Source organism: Bradyrhizobium sp. CW1, assembly GCF_023100665.1.
GTDB classification, from domain to species: domain Bacteria; phylum Pseudomonadota; class Alphaproteobacteria; order Rhizobiales; family Xanthobacteraceae; genus Bradyrhizobium; species Bradyrhizobium canariense_D.
Map to the genome: position 1 here is coordinate 2934739 of NZ_CP064684.1, position 19803 is coordinate 2954541.

17 protein-coding genes are annotated in these 19803 nt (G+C 64.5%); 11 read left to right on the forward strand and 6 right to left on the reverse strand.

The window, feature by feature from the left end:
- Position 1: 1 nt before the first annotated feature.
- Both IVB54_RS14145 and IVB54_RS14150 read left to right on the forward strand, forming a co-directional pair.
- On the forward strand, positions 2–760 hold the full coding sequence (locus IVB54_RS14145; RefSeq protein ID WP_247368200.1) for a flagellar protein FlbB: 759 nt from the start codon (positions 2–4) through the stop codon (positions 758–760).
- Between the two features lie 102 nt (positions 761–862).
- Positions 863–4597 carry a tetratricopeptide repeat protein gene (locus IVB54_RS14150; RefSeq protein WP_247777294.1) on the forward strand — a complete coding sequence of 1245 codons (3735 nt, stop codon included), beginning with the start codon at positions 863–865 and terminating at the stop codon, positions 4595–4597.
- Between the two features lie 277 nt (positions 4598–4874).
- Here IVB54_RS14150 and IVB54_RS14155 read toward each other — a convergent pair whose 3' ends face one another.
- From IVB54_RS14155 to IVB54_RS14165, 3 genes are all read right to left on the reverse strand, one after another.
- Complete coding sequence (locus IVB54_RS14155) at positions 4875–6080, reverse strand: multidrug effflux MFS transporter (RefSeq protein ID WP_247368195.1); 1206 nt, start codon at positions 6078–6080, stop codon at positions 4875–4877.
- 198 nt (positions 6081–6278) lie between these two features.
- On the reverse strand, positions 6279–7040 hold the full coding sequence (gene fliP / locus IVB54_RS14160; RefSeq protein WP_026233171.1) for a flagellar type III secretion system pore protein FliP: 762 nt from the start codon (positions 7038–7040) through the stop codon (positions 6279–6281).
- A complete protein-coding gene (locus IVB54_RS14165) occupies positions 7037–8008 on the reverse strand; it encodes a flagellar biosynthetic protein FliO (protein WP_247368192.1) in 972 nt (323 codons plus the stop codon). The genes fliP and IVB54_RS14165 overlap by 4 nt, the downstream gene beginning before the upstream one ends.
- A 350-nt stretch (positions 8009–8358) precedes the next feature.
- Between IVB54_RS14165 and flgB the strand changes: the two genes are divergently transcribed.
- From flgB to atzF, 9 genes are all read left to right on the forward strand, one after another.
- On the forward strand, positions 8359–8763 hold the full coding sequence (gene flgB, locus IVB54_RS14170; protein WP_247361815.1) for a flagellar basal body rod protein FlgB: 405 nt from the start codon (positions 8359–8361) through the stop codon (positions 8761–8763).
- Positions 8764–8781: 18 nt separating this feature from the next.
- Positions 8782–9207, forward strand: a complete 426-nt coding sequence (gene flgC / locus IVB54_RS14175; RefSeq protein ID WP_247361817.1) for a flagellar basal body rod protein FlgC — start codon at positions 8782–8784, stop codon at positions 9205–9207.
- 16 nt (positions 9208–9223) lie between these two features.
- Positions 9224–9532, forward strand: coding sequence for a flagellar hook-basal body complex protein FliE (gene fliE, locus IVB54_RS14180; protein WP_007612285.1), 309 nt, complete (start codon positions 9224–9226; stop codon positions 9530–9532).
- Positions 9533–9684: 152 nt separating this feature from the next.
- Positions 9685–9948: a flagellar biosynthesis protein FliQ gene (gene fliQ / locus IVB54_RS14185; RefSeq protein WP_007612284.1), complete on the forward strand. Its 264-nt coding sequence runs from the start codon at positions 9685–9687 to the stop codon at positions 9946–9948.
- A gap of 17 nt (positions 9949–9965) precedes the next feature.
- On the forward strand, positions 9966–10736 hold the full coding sequence (gene fliR / locus IVB54_RS14190) for a flagellar biosynthetic protein FliR (RefSeq protein WP_007602155.1): 771 nt from the start codon (positions 9966–9968) through the stop codon (positions 10734–10736).
- Between the two features lie 11 nt (positions 10737–10747).
- Entirely contained in the window at positions 10748–11827 is a 1080-nt protein-coding gene (flhB, locus tag IVB54_RS14195) for a flagellar biosynthesis protein FlhB (RefSeq protein ID WP_247377919.1), read from the forward strand.
- A 154-nt stretch (positions 11828–11981) separates the two neighbouring features.
- Positions 11982–14564: a PAS domain-containing protein gene (locus IVB54_RS14200; RefSeq protein WP_247377916.1), complete on the forward strand. Its 2583-nt coding sequence runs from the start codon at positions 11982–11984 to the stop codon at positions 14562–14564.
- 291 nt (positions 14565–14855) lie between these two features.
- Complete coding sequence (locus tag IVB54_RS14205; protein ID WP_085349406.1) at positions 14856–15848, forward strand: Tim44-like domain-containing protein; 993 nt, start codon at positions 14856–14858, stop codon at positions 15846–15848.
- Between the two features lie 152 nt (positions 15849–16000).
- Positions 16001–17401: an allophanate hydrolase gene (gene atzF, locus IVB54_RS14210; protein WP_247777295.1), complete on the forward strand. Its 1401-nt coding sequence runs from the start codon at positions 16001–16003 to the stop codon at positions 17399–17401.
- A 10-nt stretch (positions 17402–17411) separates the two neighbouring features.
- Here the strand turns inward: atzF and IVB54_RS14215 are convergent, their stop codons facing one another.
- The 3 genes from IVB54_RS14215 to IVB54_RS14225 all read right to left on the reverse strand — a co-directional run bounded on the left by IVB54_RS14215 (position 17412) and on the right by IVB54_RS14225 (position 19722).
- Positions 17412–18137: a Crp/Fnr family transcriptional regulator gene (locus IVB54_RS14215; RefSeq protein ID WP_247297215.1), complete on the reverse strand. Its 726-nt coding sequence runs from the start codon at positions 18135–18137 to the stop codon at positions 17412–17414.
- An 86-nt stretch (positions 18138–18223) separates the two neighbouring features.
- On the reverse strand, positions 18224–19063 hold the full coding sequence (locus IVB54_RS14220; protein WP_247361826.1) for an ABC transporter ATP-binding protein: 840 nt from the start codon (positions 19061–19063) through the stop codon (positions 18224–18226).
- A gap of 20 nt (positions 19064–19083) precedes the next feature.
- Positions 19084–19722, reverse strand: a complete 639-nt coding sequence (locus IVB54_RS14225; protein WP_247377911.1) for an ABC transporter permease subunit — start codon at positions 19720–19722, stop codon at positions 19084–19086.
- Positions 19723–19803 lie beyond the last annotated feature (81 nt).

A 19803-nucleotide genomic window follows, 5' to 3' on the forward strand; every position in this document is an offset into this window, starting at 1 on the left:
TATGAAGTCTTTTCGCAACATCCGCGTCATTCCGATCGTGCTGGTTGCCGTCGCTGGCCTGGCCACGCTGAAGGTCACGGGTCTTGTGATCAACGGCGGCTATGTCTTCGACTATAAGCCGAGCCAGACCAAGAAGTCGTGGGCGCAGGAGAATCTGAACTTCCCGGCCAGCCGCGAGGATCCCGATATCACGGGCTCGACCCATGGTGCGCCGAAGGAGGCGCCGAAGCCGGCCGCACCCGACACCAAGTCCGAAGGCGCCGCGGTCAAGGAGGAAGCCCAGCCGCAGATCTCCGCCTCGGAGCGCGCGATCCTGGAACGCCTGCAGTCGCGTCGCCAGGAGATCGAGGCCCGCCAGCGCGAGATCGACATCCGCGAGAGCCTGTTGAAATCCGCCGAGAAGCGCATCGAAAACAAGGTCGAGGAGATGAAGGCGGTAGAAACCCGTATCTTCGCGACGCAGGCCGAGCAGAAGGCCGCCGAAGCCCAGCGCATGAAGGGCCTCGTCACCATGTATGAGGGCATGAAGCCCAAGGACGCCGCGCGGGTCTTTGACCGGCTCGAGATGGGCGTGCTGATCGAGATCGCCTCGCAGATCGCGCCGCGAAAAATGTCGGACATCATGGGATTGATGTCCCCGGAGGCCGCCGAGCGGCTGACGGTCGAGATGGCCCGCAGGGCCAATGGCGGCGGCGATCAGTCCGCCTCGGCCGGCGAGCTGCCCAAGATCGACGGCAAGCCGACGCAAAAGCCGAATTGAGGGCTCATACTTAAGAAGTCCTTAATTGCCAAAATCTACAGTCTGGGGCAGGGGCCGGCAGCAATGCCGGCGTGGACCGTCGAACCGGAAGTAATGCCGCCAATGGCGCGAGACGCTGCCGCTGGATTTGTGTCGCGAGCCCGCGCCCTGGCGCGGAGGCTGTCGCGTCATGTCCGCGCGGCGCCGCTGCTGGCAGCCAGCCTGCTGATCGGCTTCACGGCGCCTGTCCGGGCGGCCGATGCCGTCAGGGGCGAGGCGACTTTCTCGGCCAGCGGCGGCTTTGCCCGGCTCGTAATCAAGCTCGGAGAGGACGTTCCGTCAGAGGTGACGACGGCCGGCTCCATTCTCGTCATCCGTTTCGACCGGGCGGTCGACGTTCCCGTCGATCGCGTCCCGGAAGGCGCGCCCGACTACGTCAACTCCGCCCGCCGCGATCCCGATGGCGGCGCCATCCGCCTGTCGCTGGCGCGGCGCGTTACCGTCAACACCATGAATGCCGGCGAACGCACCTTTATCGACCTCTTGCCGGAGGGTTGGAAGGGGCCGCCGCCAGGCCTGCCGATGGACGTCGTCAAGGAACTCGCCGAGCGCGCGCGCGTCGCCGAACGCGCGTTGCGCGCCCAGCGCGCCGCGGCGGAGAGCAAGAAGCGCCCGCAGATCCGCGTGCGCGCCTCGGTGCAGCCGACCTTCGTCCGCTTCGTGTTCGAGATGCCGGATGGCGTCGGCGTATCCTCCGTGCTCAATGAACAGAAGCTCACGCTCGCCTTCAACGCCAACCTGAATTTCGATCTGGCGGACGCGGTCGTCGCAGCGCCGCCGAACGTCGCCTCGATCAAGCAGAAGGCCGACATCGACCAGACCAGTGTCGAGATCGCGCTGATCGGCGATTCCGACGTGCATTCGTTCCGCGACGAGAAGAACTACGTCGTCGACATCTCCTTCCAGCCGGACAAGGGCAAGATGGCCACGTCGGCGGAAGCTGCGATCGCGCAGGCCAAGCCCGCCGCTCATGGACCGGCGCCTGCGCCTGAAAAGCCGGCGGCCGAGAAGCCCAAGGACGCGCATCGCGAGATCGCGCCGCCGACGTCCGAGACGATCGCGCGCGAAGCCAGGATCGATGCCAAGCCCGAGGTGAAGCCGGAAGCGCCCGCCGCCATGCCGCCCGCTGAAGCGCCGAAATCGGTGCCGGCTCCTGCATCCGAAGCCGCGCCCGCTGCGCAAGCGCCCAAGGAAATGTCGAAGCCTGCGCCTCCTGCGGCGGAAGCCGCGGTCGTGCCTGCCAAGCCGGTCATGGTCGAAGCGCCTCAAGAGGTCGTGAAGGAAGCTGCCAAAGAGCCAGTCAAGGAGGCCGTCAAGGCCGCGCCGGCGGAGGCGCCCGCCGCGCCGCAGCCGACTGGTGCCAGCGTCGATGTCCGCCGCGACAGCGACGGCCTGCGCGTGACCTTCCCGCTTCAGGTCGCAACGCCTGCGGCGGCGTTCCGCCGCGGCGACACCGTCTGGCTGGTGTTCGATACCGCAAAGCCCATCGACGTCGAGGCGATCCGTACCAAGGGCGGTGCGATGATCGGCGAGGTCGGCCGCGTCCCGCTCGAGAAGGGACAGGCGGTGCGCATCCGTCTCACCCGGCCGCTGGTCTATTCGCTGTCGAGTGAGGAGGTCGGCAAACAGACCAACTGGCTCTTGACCCTCGCCGACAAGATCCAGGCGACGCCGCTGCCGCTGATGATCTCGCGCAACATCACCGACCCGGCGCTTGCCAACATCGCGATCCCCTTCGCCAATCCGGGGCTCCTGCACAAGCTCACTGATCCCGATGCCGGCGACACGCTCTATGTCATCACCGCGCAGCGGCCGGTGCGCGGCTTCATCAAGCGGCAGGACCTCGTTGATCTCGCGCTGCTGGAATCCGCACATGGCATCGCGATCCGGCCGAATTCCGACGAGGTCGGCGTCGAGGTCGGGGCCGACAAGGTCATCCTCGGCAAGAAGGGCGGGCTGACGCTGTCGCCGGTCGACATCTCGGCCGAGCGTGCGCCGACCGCAGTGCGGCCGGTTTTCAGCCCCGAAGGCTGGCGCAAGGGCCAGTCGGAAAATTTCATAGTGCGCCAGAACGAGCTGATCACGGCGATCGCCAACCTCGAACCGGCGATGCGTTCCCTGCCGCGGCTCGACCTCGCGCAATTCTACATGTCGCGCGCGATGTATCACGAGGCGAAGGCCATCACCGAATTGATGCTCGCCGATCCTCTCAACAAGGAGGAGAGCGGTGCGCTGATGATGCATGCGATCGCGAGCATCCTGATCGGTCGGCCGGCGCAGGGCCTGAAGGACCTCGCCAACCCCGTGATCGGCAACAGCCACGATTCCCAGCTCTGGAAAGCGCTCGCCTATGCGCGCCAAGGCAAATGGGCGGACGCGCGCGAGAAGTTCAAGAACGTCGAATTCGCCATCGCCTCGCTACCGCTCGACATCCAGCGCATCGTGACGATGGAGGCGATGCGCGCTTCGCTCGAGGTGAAGGACTATGCCGGCGCCTCCAAGCGCCGCAGCGAGCTCGAGGTGGTCGGCGTCTCGCCCGAGGCCGCGCCCGGCTTTGCCGTGCTGCGCGGCCGGCTTGCCGAGGCGCTCGGCCACGACAAGGACGCGCTCGACGACTACAAGTTCGCCGTCGGCTCGTCCGATCGGCCGGCTGCGGCCGAGGCCAAGCAGCTCGAGGTCGCGCTGCGGCAGAAGCGCGACGAGATCGGCAAGGAAGACGCGTTGCGCGAGCTCGAAACGCTCGCGATGACCTGGCGCGGCGACTCGATTGAGGTCAAGACGCTGCAGATGCTGTCGCAGATGTTTGCAGAGAACGGACGCTACCGGGACGCGCTCACCGCGGCGCGCACCGCGACAAAGCTGCAGCCGAACGCGGAAGCCTCGCGCCAGGCGCAAGACCTCGCCTCCGACCTGTTTACGCAGCTCTTCCTGGGACCCAAGGGCGACGAGCTGCCGCCGATCGAATCGCTCGGGATGTTCTACGAGTTCCGTGAGCTGACGCCGATCGGCCGCCGCGGCGACGAACTGATCCGACGCCTCGCCGACCGTCTCGCCTCGATCGATCTGCTCGACCAGGCCGCCGAGCTCCTGCAATACCAGGTCGACCATCGCCTCGAAGGCGCGGCGCGTGCGCAGGTCGCCGCGCGCCTCTCCATGATCTATCTCGCCAATCGCAGACCCGACATGGCGATCACGGCGTTGCGCGCGAGCCGGATCAGCGACCTCTCAGGCGAGCTCAGGCAGCAACGCCTGCTGCTGGAGGCGCGTGCACAGAGCGACGTCGGCCGCCACGATCTTGCGCTCGATATCGTCTCCAACGTTACAGGCCGCGAGGTGCTGCGCCTGCGCTCGGATATCTTCTGGGCGGCGCGGCGCTGGCGTGAATCCGCCGAGCAGATCGAGCTCTATTACGGCGAGCGCTTCCGTGACTTCAAGCCGCTCAACGCGGTAGAGAGAAGCGACATCATCCGCGCCGCCGTCGGTTATGCGCTCGCCGACGACTCGATCGGCATGTCGCGCTTCCGCGAGAAATATGCGCCGCTGATGAGCGAGAGCGCCGATCGGCTCGCCTTCGATATCGCGAGCAAACCGACCGGCGCCTCCAGCGCCGAATTTGCCGATATCGCCAAGCTGGCTGCCAGCGTCGACACGCTCGACGGCTTCCTGCGCGAGATGAAGCAGCGCTTTCCCGACGCCACCGCCCGCGCGCCGGCCTCTCCACAGGCCAAGGACGAGTCCGATCACACCGGCTCGCTGCCCACGATCCCCGTCGTGCGCCAGATCAAGATGACGCGGTAGGATCGCCGCTCCTTCTTGGCCTCGCGACAGGTACCCGTGAGCCAGCTCTCGAGTGACGGGCAGGGCCGAAGACTATCGCCCGCGTACTCATCAACCCGATCAGTCCGCGAGGACCTAGGCCTTGTCCATTCAGTCTTTGAGACCGGACATGGCCCGTTTGCCTTTGCTAGTCGGCTGAGGGCTCCAGGTCCCTTGTAAGAAACATATGCCCCCTGAACCGATCGTAGGGCGTGGAAACAGGGGAAGCCGCTAAGGCCAGCAAGCGACGTTAACGGGCTTAATTGAGCTTTACCCGCACCTGATAAATTGCCGAGCCCAAGCTCGAGGCAAGCACTAGCACAAGACCAAGCCCGATCATGGGGTTCCTTGCGATCACCGCCGCAAGCGATACGCCCAGCGCCGCGGCCAACATCTGCCAGAAACCCAACAGGGCCGAGGCAGCACCGGCGCGATCGCCGAATGGCGAAAGAGCTTGCGCGCTGCAGAGCGGATTGACCATGCCCATGCCTAGCAGGAATACGCATGCGCCGACAAGAAATGGCAAAAAGCGCCCGTCGAAAAGCGCGAATAGCAACACCATGCCGCCACCGACACAGGCCAGCGCGAGGCCGATGCAAATCGATCGGTCGAGACCAAGGTGCGGAACAATTTTTGTAGCGATAATGCCAGCGCTAAAGACGATCATGACAGTGCCTGCGAAGAACAGGCCGAGTTGCATGGGTGTGAAGTCGAGGCCTTCTATCAAGACACGCGGCAACGCCGAAAACATTGCAAACAGCGCACCTAAGATGAGGCTAACAGTTGCGGCAGGAACCAGGAAACGGCGGTCAGTCGATAGCGACCAGTAATTCTTGGCGATCGTCGAGGAATTGAATTCGGCGCGTGGCGCGTGGTGCGTTTCTCCGAAAGCCGCAAGAAATGCTGAAGCGGCGACGACGGCGAAGATTCCGACGAACACAAATGCTGAACGCCAGCCAAAAAAATGATCCAGCGCGCCACCGACCAGGGGCGAGAATCCAGGCGCCGCTGCCATCGCAACCATAACAAAGGTGAGCACGCGCGCTAGCTTTTCGCCCTGGAAAAGATCTCTTGCGATAGCTCGCGAAAGGACAGACGTGGCACATGCGCCACCGGCCTGCACAACGCGACCAATCAATAGTGCCGCCAAATCATTGGCTAACGCGCACCATATGCTACCTGCGAAAAATACAGCAAACCCGATCATCACGGGTATGCGCCGGCCGAAACGATCCGATAACGGACCGACAACGAGTTGTCCGACCGCGAACATGGCGAGGAATATGGTGATAGCTGACGTTACCTGAGCGCTGGTGACGCCCACCGCGACGGCGATACTCGGTAGCGAAGGCAACAGAATGTTGGTGGCCAACGTGCCACTCGCAGACAACGCAGCAAGAACGGCGACCTGAAGACCAAGCGGCACGACCCGAGCGAGTAGATGGTTTTCGATGTTGCTGGTCATAAGCCGCTTCGGATCTAGGGATGATGACCATCATATCAATGACCCATTGAATGCGCAACCTGAGCATATTTCCGATATGTCACGAGCCGCCGAACGCGCTGACGATGGCAGGCTTCCGTCTTGCGCTGGTAAGCTCAAGTGCACGCCTACAAGCATCGGGCTAGAGAGGATGGGGTCGCTGACCGCTGCCCAGGACCGCTACCCCCCGTAACTCTGCACCAGACTGCCTGCCACCAGCGACCAGCCGTCGACCAGCACGAAGAAGATCAGCTTGAACGGCAGCGAGATCGTTGCCGGCGGCAGCATCATCATGCCCATCGACATCAGCACGGACGCGACGACGAGGTCGATGATCAGGAAGGGAAGGAACAGCAGAAAGCCGATCTCGAAGGCGCGCTTCAGCTCCGAGATCATGAAGGCGGGGACGAGGATGCGTAAGCCTAGATCGTCGGGGGTTGCCGGCGGCGGCTCGCCGGAGAGATCCAGGAACAGCTTGAGGTCCTTCTCGCGGACGTTCTTCTGCATGAAGCCGCGCAGGGGGACGGAGGCGCGCTGGAGCGCGTCCTCGACGCCGAGCTGATTGGCGACCAGCGGACGGATGCCTTCGTCGTAGGATTTTTGCAGGACGGGTCCCATCACGAAGAAGGTGAGGAACATCGCTAGCGCGATGATCACCGAGTTCGGCGGGGCGGTCGCGGTGCCCATTGCGGTGCGCAGCAGCGACAGCACGACCACGATGCGCGTGAACGACGTCATCATGATCAGGATCGACGGGGCGATCGACAGCACCGTGAGCAGCGCGATCAGCTGGATCGCGCGCTCGGTGACGCCGCCACCGCCAGCGCCTCCGCCGCCGAGATTGATGCTGATGTCCTGCGCATGTGCCGGCATCGCGAGCGAAGCCGCGCCGATCAGGACAGAAAGAAGAAAAACTCTACGCGGGAGGGCCGGCAGCCTCACGAAGACGGCTTCGGACGGCCGAGTAACGAGGCCATCTCGTCTTCGAGATTTTCAAAGCTGGTCTTTTCCGGAGCCGGCTTTGCGGCAGGCGCCGGTGGTGCCGGCGGCTCGCTGCGGGCCACACGCGGAGGAGCGGCAGGGGGCTCCGGGGCGACCGGAGGGGCAAGCGTCTCGCCGGCGGGGCGGCGCAGCGCAGCTTCGAGCCGCTGCGCCATCTCGGCGAGATTCTGCTCGGCGCTCGATGGGGCCGCCGGAGCGGGCGCCGGCGGCGGAACGGGCGGAGCCTGCGGCACAGGCGGAGGTGGCGCGGCTGGGCGCTCGGCGCGCACCGGAGGCGCCTTAACCGGCTCGCTCTGGCGCGGCGGACGCGGCATCAGAGGGGGTTCGTTGCGCGCAACGCGCGGCGGAACAGGTTCGGGACGCAGCTCGCGCTCGGGGCGCGGCGCGATCGGCTCGGGGTTGAAGCCGGCCAGTGGCGGTTCGTTGCGGCGTTCGGCCAGCGCGGGAGCCGGCCGGCGCACTTCGTCGGCAAAGGAGGGGCGCGCGGGCCGCGGTGGCGGCTCGGGCATGTGCGGCTCGGGATGATCGAGCAGCTCGGGCCGCGGTGCTTCGTCGGCCCAGCTGCTGGTATCATGCATCGGCGCGAGACGCGGCGGCTCGGCGGCATTGGGACGCTGCGGGAGCTGGTCGCGGCCGGGGGCTGCGCGCACGATGTTGGGTTCGACGACGATGTCGGTGGGGCCGCCGATCATCAGAAGATGCTCGACATTGTCACGCCGGACCAGCACCAGGCGGCGGCGGCCGTCGACCGCGGCGGCATCGATCACGGCGAGCCGGGGCATCCGGCCGCGCTGGGTGTTGGCGCCGAGCCGGCTGGTGGCGAATCGGCGAACCAGCCATGCAGCGACGCCGATCAACGCCAGAACGACGATGAACGCGACGATGAAGGTGATAGGGCTGCCTTGCATACTTGTCCCCGACAAATGGCGCTTTTCTCGGGCCCGTGGTCAGATGCGCCAACCACCGGCTTACGTTGCCCCAAACTGCGATTTCTTAACGTGCCACGGCAAGTTTTGCCGTCCCCAACTCTTAATAACCCATGAATCGCTCGATCCAAAACGACTTCTTGACCTGTGAATGCGCCGCCAAGCGGTTGGGTTAATGCCGCTTTTGGAGGCGTAGAATCACGGGGCACGCGCAGTGGTGTCCCGCCGGGGGACAACTGCCTGCGACCTCCTTAACCGGCTGTTAACCATACAGGCGGCAAATTCTGCCTAGCTTCGGACCTGGGTCCTGCGAGGCGGAAGGAGCCGCAACGATGTCCATCAACGATCTTCCGGTGCTATCGGCGCTTCGCACCAAGATGCAATGGCACCAGGAACGCCAGCGCGTCCTGTCCGAGAACGTCTCCAATTCCGACACGCCCAAATTCCGGCCGCGCGACCTGGTGGAGCCGAAACTGGACAAGGCCGGGGCCGTCACGGGTTCGATGGGGCCCTTGACGCTTACCCGCACCAGCGGTTCCCACATGGCGCCGTCAGGCGCGGCCTCCGGATTCGACCAGAACAAGAATGCGGGTTTTGAGACCCGCCCCGCGGGCAACGCCGTCAATCTCGAAGAGGAGATGATGAAGGCCGCCAGCAACCAGATGGACTATGCGGCGGCGACCTCGCTCTATTCGAAGAGCCTGCACCTGCTCAAGACCGCGATCGGCAAAGGCTAGAGCTAGAGGAAGCGCATCATGGCGAATGACAGCAGCGACTTTGCCCGTTCGATGGCGATCGCGACCTCCGGTCTGCGGGCGCAGGCCGGGCGCATGCGGGTGATCTCGGAGAACATCGCAAACGCGGATTCGACCTCGCAGACCGCCGGCGGCGATCCTTACCGGCGCAAGGTGCCGACCTTCTCCTCCGCGCTCGACCGTACACTCGACGCGCAGGTCGTCACCCTTGGCAGGATCAAGCCCGACCAGTCCAATTTCCGCACCAAATACGAGCCGAACAATCCGGCGGCGGATGCGACCGGCAACGTCAAATATCCCAACGTGAACTCGGTGGTCGAGATGACCGACATCCGCGACGCGCAGCGGTCGTACGAGGCCAATCTCAACATCATCAGCGCGACGCGCCGGATGATCCAGCGCACCCTCGACATCCTCAAGAGCTGAACAGGACATTTGAGCCATGGCAACACCGACAATTGCCGCCAACGCCTATGCAAACCTCGCTCGCGTGCTGGAGAACAGCGGCGCCGGCAAGGGCAGCGAGCCGAGCGGGCAGTCCTTCGCCTCTCTTCTGAAAGACACTGTCGGCAGCGTCCTGGAATCCGGCCGCAAATCCGATGCGCAGACGGTGGCGATGGCCGCCGGCAAGGCCAACGTGATGGACGTGGTGACGGCGGTCGCAGACACCGACGTCGCCGTGTCGACGCTGGTCTCGGTCCGCGACCGCGTGATCGCGGCCTATGAAGACATCATGAAGATGCCGATCTGATTTTATCCATCGTCATTGCGAGCGTAGCGAAGCAATCCAGAATCTTTCCGCGGTGGCAGTCTGGATTGCTTCGCTTCGCTCGCAATGACGAGGAGAGGTTCGTGTCGTCCTCATCAAGCGGTGGGGATGAGACTTGAATAGAGGACTGTGCAATGACCGGACCGGAAACCCTCGACGTCGCGCGTGATGCGATCTGGACCATCGTGATCGTGTCGTCGCCCCTGATGGTGGTTGGCCTCGTTGTCGGCGTCGTCGTGTCGCTGTTCCAGGCGCTGACGCAGATCCAGGAGCAGACGCTGATCTATGTGCCGAAGATCCTGGCCATCTTTGCCACGATGCTGTTGGCATTGCCGTTCATGGCCGACGCACTGCATTCCCACATGCTGCGGATATCGTCGCGAATCATCGGCGGCTGAGGCACTATGCGCCCATCATGCGCATCGACGTCTCGCTGCTGCCGGCGCTTGCCGCCTCCTTCATGCTCGCCTTTGCCCGGGTCGGCGCGATGGTGATGCTGTTGCCGGGGCTGGGCGAGACCAATATCCCGACACGGATCAAACTGTCGATCGCGCTGCTGCTCACGCTGATCATCCTGCCGCTGCATCGCAACGCCTATCAGGTCGATATGGGCTCGATCGCGCCGCTGCTGGTCCTGATGCTGCATGAGATCGTGATCGGCATCGTACTGGGGGCGACCGCGCGGGTGACGTTGTCGGCGCTGCAGGTCGCCGGTGCCGTGATCGCACAGCAGATGGGGCTCGGCTTCGTCACCTCGGTCGATCCGACGCAGGGACAGCAGGGCGTGCTGGTCGGCAACTTTCTGACGATACTGGGGGTGACGCTGCTGTTCGCCACCGATAGCCATCATCTGGTCATCGCGGCACTGAACGACAGCTATACTATCTTCGCGCCCGGCGAGACCGTATCGAGCGGCGATGTCGCTGCGCTTGCGACGCGCGCCTTTGCCGCCGCGTTCCGCCTGGGTTTGCAACTTTCCGGCCCGTTCCTGGTGTTCGGCCTCGTCTTCAACATCGGGCTCGGCGTGCTGGCGCGGCTGATGCCGCAGATGCAGGTCTATTTCGTCGGCGTGCCGCTCTCGATTTTCGCCGGCTTCCTGGTGCTCGCCGTGGTGCTCACGGCGATGATGGGCACCTATCTCGACTACTTCATCGGTGTCATGCACCAGATGATGCCACTCAAGTGACCAGGTGATCGATGGCGGAAGACAACGATCCAGAGAGTCAAACAGAAGACCCGACGCAAAAACGTCTCGAAGAGGCGCTGGAACGCGGTGACGTCGCCAAGAGCCAGGAGATCAACACCTGGTTCATGATCGCGGGCGCCACGCTCGTGGTTTCGAGCTTCTCGGGATCAGTCGGCAGCGGGCTGTTGGCGCCGATGCGCAACCTGCTCGCCAATTCCTGGATGATCAAGACCGACGGCAGGGCGCTGCTCGCCCTGATGCAGCAGATCGAAGTCGCGGTGCTCGCGGCGGTGGGCGTTCCGCTGCTGATGCTGGTGCTGGCGGCAATTGCCGGCAACATGCTGCAGCACCGCCTGGTCTGGTCGGCCGAATCCCTCAAGCCCAAGTTCAGCAAGCTGTCGCCTGCCGAAGGCCTCAAGCGCATCTTCGGCAAGCAAGCGGCGGCGAACTTCCTCAAGGGTCTCGGCAAGCTGATCGTGCTCGGCGCGGTCATGACCGTGATCCTGTGGCCGGAGCGGCATCGCATGGAGGCGATGGTCAGGCTCGATCCGGCCGCCCTGCTCGGCGCCTCCACCAGCCTGACCATTCATCTGCTCGGCGCGGTAGTCGCGGCGCTCGCGATCATCGCCATCGGCGACTATTTCTTCCAGTATCGCAGCTGGTTCCAGCGCCAGAAGATGTCGCTCCAGGAGATCAAGGAAGAGTACAAGCAGTCCGAAGGCGATCCGCACATCAAGGGCAAGCTCAGGCAGCTGCGCCAGCAGCGCTCCAAGAAGCGCATGATGGCGGCGGTTCCCAAGGCCTCGGTGATCATCACCAACCCGACCCACTATTCGATCGCGCTGTCCTACGAGCGTGGCATGTCGGCGCCGATCTGCGTCGCCAAGGGCGTCGACAACCTCGCTTTCAAGATCCGGGAGATCGCGCGCGAGCACGACATCCCGATCGTCGAGAACGTTCCGCTCGCCCGCGCGCTCTACGCCACCGTCGAGATCGACGAGGAAATCCCGACCGAGCATTACCATGCGGTCGCCGAAGTCATCGGCTACGTCATGCGTCTGAAGAGCGGATTCGGTGCCAGCCGGCAATAAAACCCCTGAAAAGTACTGGAAATGGCCGTAATCTGGGAATCAGCGTACCTTTCGCCCATGCTGCCCTTGCGCCTGCGGGTCCGATTCAGGCAGGGAGGACCCTGCGCGCCCTGTAGCGCGTTGATTCTCTGCCGACAGGCTGTGCCAGCTTGAGATGACTGCCGAGACCGACCACGACCTCACACGCGAGCCCGTTGCGGCGCACGAGCCGTCGCCGCGCTCGGGCAGCATTGCGCTGGTGCTGCTGGTGGCCGCCGGCCTCGTCGCCGTTGCCGTCGGGTTGATGACGCTCGGGCGCGCGCAGGCCCAGCCCTATATCCTCGGTATCCTCGCCGTGCTGGCGATGGTCGGCCTGTTCAACCTGTTCGCCTTCGCCGCCGGCATCATCCGCTTCGCCGATCGCAATCTCGACGATCCCGTGATGGGGCGCATCGCCGACCACGCCTTCGACGGCCTCGCCGTGACCGACCCGCGCGGCCATGTGGTCTATTCCAATGCGGCCTACCTGACGCTGACCGGCGCCGCCGGTCCGCAGGACGTGCGCCCCGTGGAGCGCGTCTTCATCGGCAACCCCGACGTCTCCGAGGCGGTGTTCCGCCTGTTGAAAGCCGCGCGCGAAGGCAAGCGGCAGCAGGAAGAGGTCCGCATCTCCGGCAATGACGGCAGCCAGGGCCGCTGGCTCCGCATGCGGGTGCGGCCCCTCGGCACCGGCAAGCGCGAGACGAGATACGCGGTGTGGTCGATCGCAGACATCACCCGCGACCGCGAGCGCCAGGAGGACGTGTTCCAGGAACTCCAGCACGCGATCGAATATCTCGATCACGCGCCTTGCGGTTTCTTCTCGGTCAATCCGGCCGGCGAGCTCGCTTATGTCAATGCGACGCTGGCGAACTGGCTCGACTACGACCTCGCCGAGATCGGCTCGGGCGGGCTGAAGCTCACCGACATCGTCTCCGGCGACGGTGCTTCGCTGCTCACCGCGATCGTGGCGGTGCCGGGCGAGGTCAAGACGGAAGTCTTCGACATCGACCTGCGCATGCGTACCGGCAAGACCATGCCGGTTCGGCTCTATCACAAGCTCGCCTTCGGCGCCGACGGTGCGCCGGGCCCGTCGCGTACGCTGGTGATCAGCCGTGCCCGCGACGAGCGCAGCGATCCGGATCGCGCCGCCGAAGTGCGCTTCATGCGCTTCTTCGACCATACCCCGATGGCGATCGCGACGGTAGACCGTGGCGGCAATGTCGTGCGCGCCAATGCGCGCTACGCCAAGCTCGGGCAGGCACTGGGGCTCGACAGCGCCAGCAAGTCGATCTTCCGCGCGGTCAATTCGCGCGACCGGCACCTTTTGATCGCGGCCATCAACCAGGCTGCGGAGGGCCAGGCCGACGTCGCGCCGGTCGAAGTGGCGCTCGAAGGAACCAGAGAGCGCTGGGGCCAGTTCTTCGTCACGCCGGTGGATGCGGCCGAGAACGACGCCGAAGTCGCCATTGTGCACATGCTCGAGACCACCGAGCGGCGCGCGCTGGAGAACCAGATCAACCAGTCGCAGAAGATGGAGACCGTCGGCCAGCTCGCGGGCGGCATCGCCCACGACTTCAACAACGTGCTCTCCGCCATCATGATGGCGAACGACTTCCTGCTGAACGCGCACAAGCCGACCGACCCGTCGTTCCAGGACATCATGCAGATCAAGCAGAACGCGACGCGGGCCGCCACGCTGGTGCGGCAGTTGCTGGCGTTCTCGCGCCGGCAGACGCTGCGGCCGCAGGTGCTCGACCTCGGCGATGCGCTCTCCGATCTCGCCATGCTGCTGCGCCGGCTGATCGGCGAGAAGGTCAAGCACGAGACCATCCACGGCCGAGATCTCTGGCCGGTCAAGGTCGACGTTTCCCAGTTCGAGCAGGTCATCGTCAACCTCGCGGTCAACGCGCGCGACGCCATGCCCGACGGCGGCAAGCTGATCATCCGCACCGCAAACGTCACCACCGAGGAAGCGGCCAGGCTGGCCTACAAGGGCATGCCAGCCGCCGACTATGTGCGGATCGAGGTCGCCGACAGCGGTACCGGCATTCCCGCCGACATCCGCGACAAGATCTTCGAGCCGTTCTTCTCGACCAAGGAGGTCGGCAAGGGCACCGGCCTCGGGCTCTCCACCGTCTATGGCATCGTCAAGCAGACCGGCGGTTTCATTTACGTGGACTCCGAGCCCGGGCAGGGCACCTCGTTCCACATCTTCCTGCCGCGCCATCATGCCGAGCCGGAGGTGCAGGTCGAGCAGCCGGCGCCGGTCGTTGGCGCCAGCAATGGTGCCGCGAAGGAGGCCGGGTCCGTGGCGGACGCCAAGCCCCGCACCGATCTCACCGGACAGGGCACCATCCTCCTGGTCGAGGACGAGGAGGGTCTGCGCGCGCTCAACGCACGCGGGCTGCGCTCGCGCGGCTACACCGTGGTCGAGGCCGAGAACGGCGTCGAGGCGCTGGAGGTGCTGGAAGAGCAGAGCGGCGGAATCGATCTCGTCGTGTCCGACGTCGTGATGCCGGAGATGGACGGCCCGACATTGCTCAAGGCGATGCGCGAGAAGAACCCCGACATCAAGTTCATCTTCGTTTCCGGCTACGCCGAGGACGCGTTCGAGAAGAGCCTGCCCGAAGGCCAGCAGTTCGACTTCCTGCCCAAGCCGTTCACACTTAGCCAGCTCGTGGCGGCCGTGAAGGAGACGATGGCGAAGGCGGGGTGAGGGCGCGGGCTCCACATTCTCCGTCATTGCGAGGAGCGAAGCGACGAAGCAATCCAGTTGCCTCCGCGGAAACAGCCTGGATTGCTTCGCTTCGCTCGCAATGACGGAAAAAAGCTGAACTGCTGTCGCCAAACCGACCGGTAGCCGGCGACCGCGGCTCCTTTGCACACCCGGCCAAGCCGCCGCCAAATATGGGCTTTTGCCACATCCCCGCGACTGAGGGCCGCAGCCATAAGTTCCGATAGTGGCTTCCTTTTTACGGAAGGCTGCCCATCTTAGGGGCACATCCCCATGCCGGGGATCTGGGAAACCAACATGAATTTCTCGCAACGCTCCCGCAGTCTCTTCAAGACGATTGCCGTCGTGCTGGCGCTTGCGCTGCCGACTGCGCTGGCGATCTCGTCCGCCGACGCGCGCGTCGGTGGCGGTATGTCGTCGGGTTCGCGCGGTTCGCGCACCTATTCGGCCCCGCCATCGACCACGACCGCGCCGGGCTCGACCTCGCAGTTCAATCGGACCTACACCCAGCCGGGCGCAGGCATGAATTCGGCTGCCGCCGCACCCGCGCGTGGCGGTCTGTTCGGCCGGGCCGGCGGCTTCATGGGCGGCCTTGCGGCCGGGTTCCTCGGCGCGGGCCTGCTCGGCATGCTGTTCGGCGGTGGCCTGTTCGGCGGCCTCGGTGGCCTGTCGTCGATCATCGGCCTGATCATCCAGATCGTCCTCGTGGTGCTCGTGGTTCGGCTGGCGATGTCCTGGTGGCAGCGCCGCCACACCCCGCAGGCGGCCTATGCCAATGCTGACGCCGGTGCCGGTCCGGGACCGCAGGCGAACAATCGTAGTGGTCTTGGCGGTGGCTTCGGCTTCGGCGCCAACAACGCACCGCTCGAGATCAAGCCGGACGACTATGAAGCGTTCGAGCGCCTGCTCAGCGACGTCCAGTCGGCCTGGTCCAACGAGGACGTGGCCAAGCTGCACACGCTCGCGACGCCGGAAATGGTCTCCTATTTCGAGCAGGACCTCGGCCAGAACCGCGCGCGCAATGTCGTCAACAAGGTCAGCGGTGTGAAGCTGTTGCAGGGCGACCTCGCGGAATCCTGGCGCGAAGGCGAGACCGATTACGCGACGGTGGCGCTGCGCTTCGCGCTCACCGACAAGACGCTCGACCGCAATACCGGCGCGATTGTCGCCGGCAGCGAGCAGCCGGGCGAGGCCACCGAAGTCTGGACCTTTGCCCGACGTCCGGGCGGCACCTGGGAACTGTCGGCGATCCAGCAGACCAACTGATCGCCCGTATAGCGACAAACGAGGGCGTCGTGCTTCGGCACGGCGCCCTTTTTGTTTGAGCGGTGCGTTTCCGGTCAGGCGGCCATTTGGGCGAAGCACTTAATTGCTTGTTGGCCGCGCAGAGCTGCCGCAATTTCGCGCCTGCCGGTTGGATGAGGAGATATTCCGCGAGCCAGTGTGTCGCGCGCCTCAGGACAAACTACGAAGGCATTGCCAGGAGTTCGTCCCTGCTGCTGGAGGCGATCGGAACGGCGTATGACCGGATCGAGGCCGAGCGCGACCGCAATTGCTGGATCTATCTTCGCCCGCGGCAGGAGGCACTCGAAGAATGCCATAAGCTGGTGGCGCGCGCGCGGACGGGCGAAAATCTTCCGCTGCTCGGCATTCCATTTGGTGTGAAGGACAACATCGACGTCGCGGGAATGCCGAACACTGCCGCATGTCCGGCGTTCAGCTATACGCCCTGGCATTCCGCGCATAGCGTCGAACGCCTCACCGCAGCCGGCGCAATTTGCCTCGGAAAGACCAATCTCGATCAGTTCGCCACAGGCCTGTCCGGCGTGCGCTCGCCCCATGGCCCTTGCGCGTCGGTTGCCGATGCGCGCTATGTTGCGGGCGGTTCCAGTTCCGGCTCCGCGGTCGCCGTGGCGGCGGGGCACGTCGCCTTTGCGCTCGGCACCGATACCGGCGGCTCGGGGCGCATACCTGCCGGGTTCAACAACATCGTCGGAATCAAGCCCACCGTTGGGCTGGTGTCATCACGTGGCCTGGTGCCGAATTGTCCGACGATCGATTGCGTGTCGGTATTCTGCAATACCGTCAGCGACGGCGAAGCAATCCTCGACATCATCGAAGGGTTTGATTTCGAAGATCCGTACAGCCGCCTGCCCAGAACCTTTTTCCCCGCCAACGGGGCGGCGGCATCATTCCGGTTCGGCCGCGTTGCGCCAGCAGATCTCGAATGCTTCGGCATGTCGGAATGCGGCGAACTCTACGAGAGTGCCTGCGAACGTCTTGCTCATATCGGAGGAACGGCGATCGAGGTGGACTTCGCCCCATTCCGCCAGGCCGGGGAGTTGATGTTCAGCGGTCCCTGGGTCGCGGAGCGGCACTCGGCCATCGCTTCGCTCATCGACGTCGAATCCGGCGCCTTGCTTGATGTCACGAGGACCGTGCTGGGCTCAGCCGCCGGGTATTCGGCGATCGACACGTTTGGCGCCATTCACCGGCTGCACCGGCTTCGCCGCGACGCCGAAGCAATCTTTGCCGGCATCGATGCCCTGGTGGTTCCGACTGCACCGCGGCCGTTCACACTGGAGGAGATGCATCGTGATCCGATCACCCTCAACAATCGTCTGGGCTACTACTCGTACTTTGCCAATCTGCTCGATCTCTGCGGCGTCGCCGTTCCGAATACGAAATTGCCGAACGGCATGCCCATGGGCGTGACCCTGCTGGCGCCGGCCTGGCACGATCGCGCGCTGATCGGACTCGCACGGCGGTTCGAGGCCGGCGCAGACGGATCGGCATTCGAATTGAAGTCTGCCGGCTAACGGGCGGACATTATCCCATCGCCTGCCCGAGTGTAGAAACATCCAGGATCGAAATCACGGATCTTTCGTATCTGATCACGCCTTCGTCCTGGAGCCGCGCGAGTTGCACGGTCACCCATTGGCGGGTGGATCCGATCAGATTGGCAAGGTCGCCGTGCGTAAACGGCATGCCGACGACGATCTCGCCGTCGCGTTTCACGCCGTAGACGTGCGACAGGAAGATCAGCAGGCTGTGCAGCCGCTCGGTGACCGAGCGCGTCCCAAGCATCTGGGCCATTGCCGAATAGCATCGCGCCTTGAATGCGAGGGCATCCAGCAAGGCGACGGCGATTGCCGGCGATTCGAGCGCAAGCCGCCGCAATGCCAGTCCGGGCATGAACGTCAACCGGCTGCGCTCGGCCGCAACCGATGTCCACATGTGCGGGCCCGTCCCGAATATGTCGGGCCCGCCGACGAAGTTGCCGGGAAACCAATAGGCGAGCGTGACTTCGCGCCCCGACGGTGCCGCATAGTAGCTGCGTATGCGCCCCTCGCTGATCAGGTAGATTCCGGCCTGTGCGTCGCCCTGAGACCAAACCAGTTGGCCGGCTTCCAGGATCTTTTCGCGTCCGATCGCACGCAAGCGATTGCAATCAGCCCGGTTGAGACCATCCAGCAGGCCGGGCAGCGGTCTGACGAGATCGTCCGACTCCGCGAGCATCACACCTGCCGCTATCGCGCTGTTCGCCCTGTGCATGGCCGGCTCCGCATGTGAGACCCGGCATCGGCTATTCAAGAACCATGCCAGCCCGCTGCGTTCGCCTCAGACGCGCGGGCTCCGCGTCAGTCCGCGTCCGACTGATTGAACGCCCGCAACCCTTCTGCGCGGATGACGTCGAGACAATCCTTCTTGAGCGAAAGATATGCTGGCTCGACCATGACAGAACTCGACCGTGGGCGCGGCAGCTTGACCGCGACTTCGCGCAGGATGCGGCCGGGTCCCGCGCTCATGATGAGAACGCGGTCGGCCAGCACGATGGCTTCATCGATGTCATGCGTCACGAACACGATCGTCGCCTTGATCCGGTCGCGCAGCGCCAGCAGATTGTCCTGCATCACCGCGCGGGTCTGCGCGTCGAGCGCCCCGAAGGGCTCGTCCATCAGCAGCACACGGGGCTGATTGGCCAGCGCTCGCGCGATCGCCACGCGCTGTTGCATGCCGCCGGACAGCGTGTTCGGATAAGCGTCGGCGAAACGCTTGAGGCCGACCATCGCGATCAGATCGTCGGCGATGGCATACGCTTCCGTCGTGGACTTGCCGAGCATCCTGGGACCGTGGGCGATGTTGCTGCGGACGGACCTCCAGGGGAAGAGATGCGGCTGCTGGAACACCATGCCGACATCGGGACGCGGACTGTAGACGGGCGCGCCCTCGACCAGGATCTCGCCTTCGAACGGCACTTCCAGCCCGGCGATCGTATTGAGCACCGTCGACTTGCCGCAGCCGGAGGGACCGGCGATGCAGACGAACTCGCCAGGCGCCACGTCAAACGAAACGCGATCGACCGCGATGATTTGCCCGCGCTTGGTGTCGAAAACGATGCTCAGGTTCGAGACTTGAATGGCCGGTTGTTTTCGCGCCGATTCGACGGAGGCAGGCGAACTTGCCAGTGCCAGTTTCATGCCCGATCGAGATCCCGACATCAGCGCCACCAGACGATACGTTCGGCAAGAGCCGCAAACAGCCGGTCGGCGATGAACGACATCAACCCGAGCGCTGCGAGCCCGCCCATGACCTGGCCCGTTTGCAAATTCTGCTGCGCAATCTCGATCCTGTACACAATGCCGGCGAAAGCGCCGGCCAGTTCAGCCGCGACGAGCGTGTAGAAGGAGATGCTGACGGCGGTGCGCAACCCGACGACAATGTAGGGAAGCGCGCCCAGCAGCACGATCTCCTGCAGCATCTGCCGTCGGGGCGTGCCGAGCATCAATGCCGCCCGGATCAGGCCACGGTCGACCTTCTGCACGCCGAGCCATACCGTGAAGAATACGCCCCATACGACGAGGAACAATTTTCCCGCCTCCGACAGGCCGAACCAGAGGATGACGATCGGCACGAACGCAATCGGCGGAATTGGCCGCAAGATATGGAATAGCGGGGACAGCAAGCTCGAGATAACGGGGAATTGGCCGGTGAGAACACCGAGCAGGATGCCGAGCGTGCCGCCTAATCCCGTGGTGACGCGAAAGAGGCTGGCCAACAGATCGCTAAAGAACTGTCCGCTTCGTATCCACTCAAGCACGGCCGCAGCAACCACCGTCGGCGGTGGAAACAGCACCATGTTGACGGTCCCGGAACGGGAGACCAGTTCCCAGAGCCCAACGAACAAGGGAAGCGAAAGCGCCCCGACCAGAATATTGAG

Coding starts and splice junctions, on each gene's coding strand:
- IVB54_RS14155 (WP_247368195.1), bottom strand. CDS start 6,080: ATGACCAGCAACATCGAAAACCATCTACTCGCTCGGGTCGTGCCGCTT.
- IVB54_RS14150 (WP_247777294.1), top strand. CDS start 863: ATGGCGCGAGACGCTGCCGCTGGATTTGTGTCGCGAGCCCGCGCCCTG.
- fliE (WP_007612285.1), top strand. CDS start 9,224: ATGGCAACACCGACAATTGCCGCCAACGCCTATGCAAACCTCGCTCGC.
- IVB54_RS14225 (WP_247377911.1), bottom strand. CDS start 19,722: ATGGTGCTGTTTCCACCGCCGACGGTGGTTGCTGCGGCCGTGCTTGAG.
- IVB54_RS14165 (WP_247368192.1), bottom strand. CDS start 8,008: ATGCAAGGCAGCCCTATCACCTTCATCGTCGCGTTCATCGTCGTTCTG.
- fliR (WP_007602155.1), top strand. CDS start 9,966: ATGCGCATCGACGTCTCGCTGCTGCCGGCGCTTGCCGCCTCCTTCATG.
- IVB54_RS14215 (WP_247297215.1), bottom strand. CDS start 18,137: ATGCACAGGGCGAACAGCGCGATAGCGGCAGGTGTGATGCTCGCGGAG.
- flgC (WP_247361817.1), top strand. CDS start 8,782: ATGGCGAATGACAGCAGCGACTTTGCCCGTTCGATGGCGATCGCGACC.
- IVB54_RS14205 (WP_085349406.1), top strand. CDS start 14,856: ATGCCGGGGATCTGGGAAACCAACATGAATTTCTCGCAACGCTCCCGC.
- atzF (WP_247777295.1), top strand. CDS start 16,001: ATGAGGAGATATTCCGCGAGCCAGTGTGTCGCGCGCCTCAGGACAAAC.
- IVB54_RS14145 (WP_247368200.1), top strand. CDS start 2: ATGAAGTCTTTTCGCAACATCCGCGTCATTCCGATCGTGCTGGTTGCC.
- flgB (WP_247361815.1), top strand. CDS start 8,359: ATGTCCATCAACGATCTTCCGGTGCTATCGGCGCTTCGCACCAAGATG.
- IVB54_RS14200 (WP_247377916.1), top strand. CDS start 11,982: ATGACTGCCGAGACCGACCACGACCTCACACGCGAGCCCGTTGCGGCG.
- fliQ (WP_007612284.1), top strand. CDS start 9,685: ATGACCGGACCGGAAACCCTCGACGTCGCGCGTGATGCGATCTGGACC.
- IVB54_RS14220 (WP_247361826.1), bottom strand. CDS start 19,063: ATGAAACTGGCACTGGCAAGTTCGCCTGCCTCCGTCGAATCGGCGCGA.
- flhB (WP_247377919.1), top strand. CDS start 10,748: ATGGCGGAAGACAACGATCCAGAGAGTCAAACAGAAGACCCGACGCAA.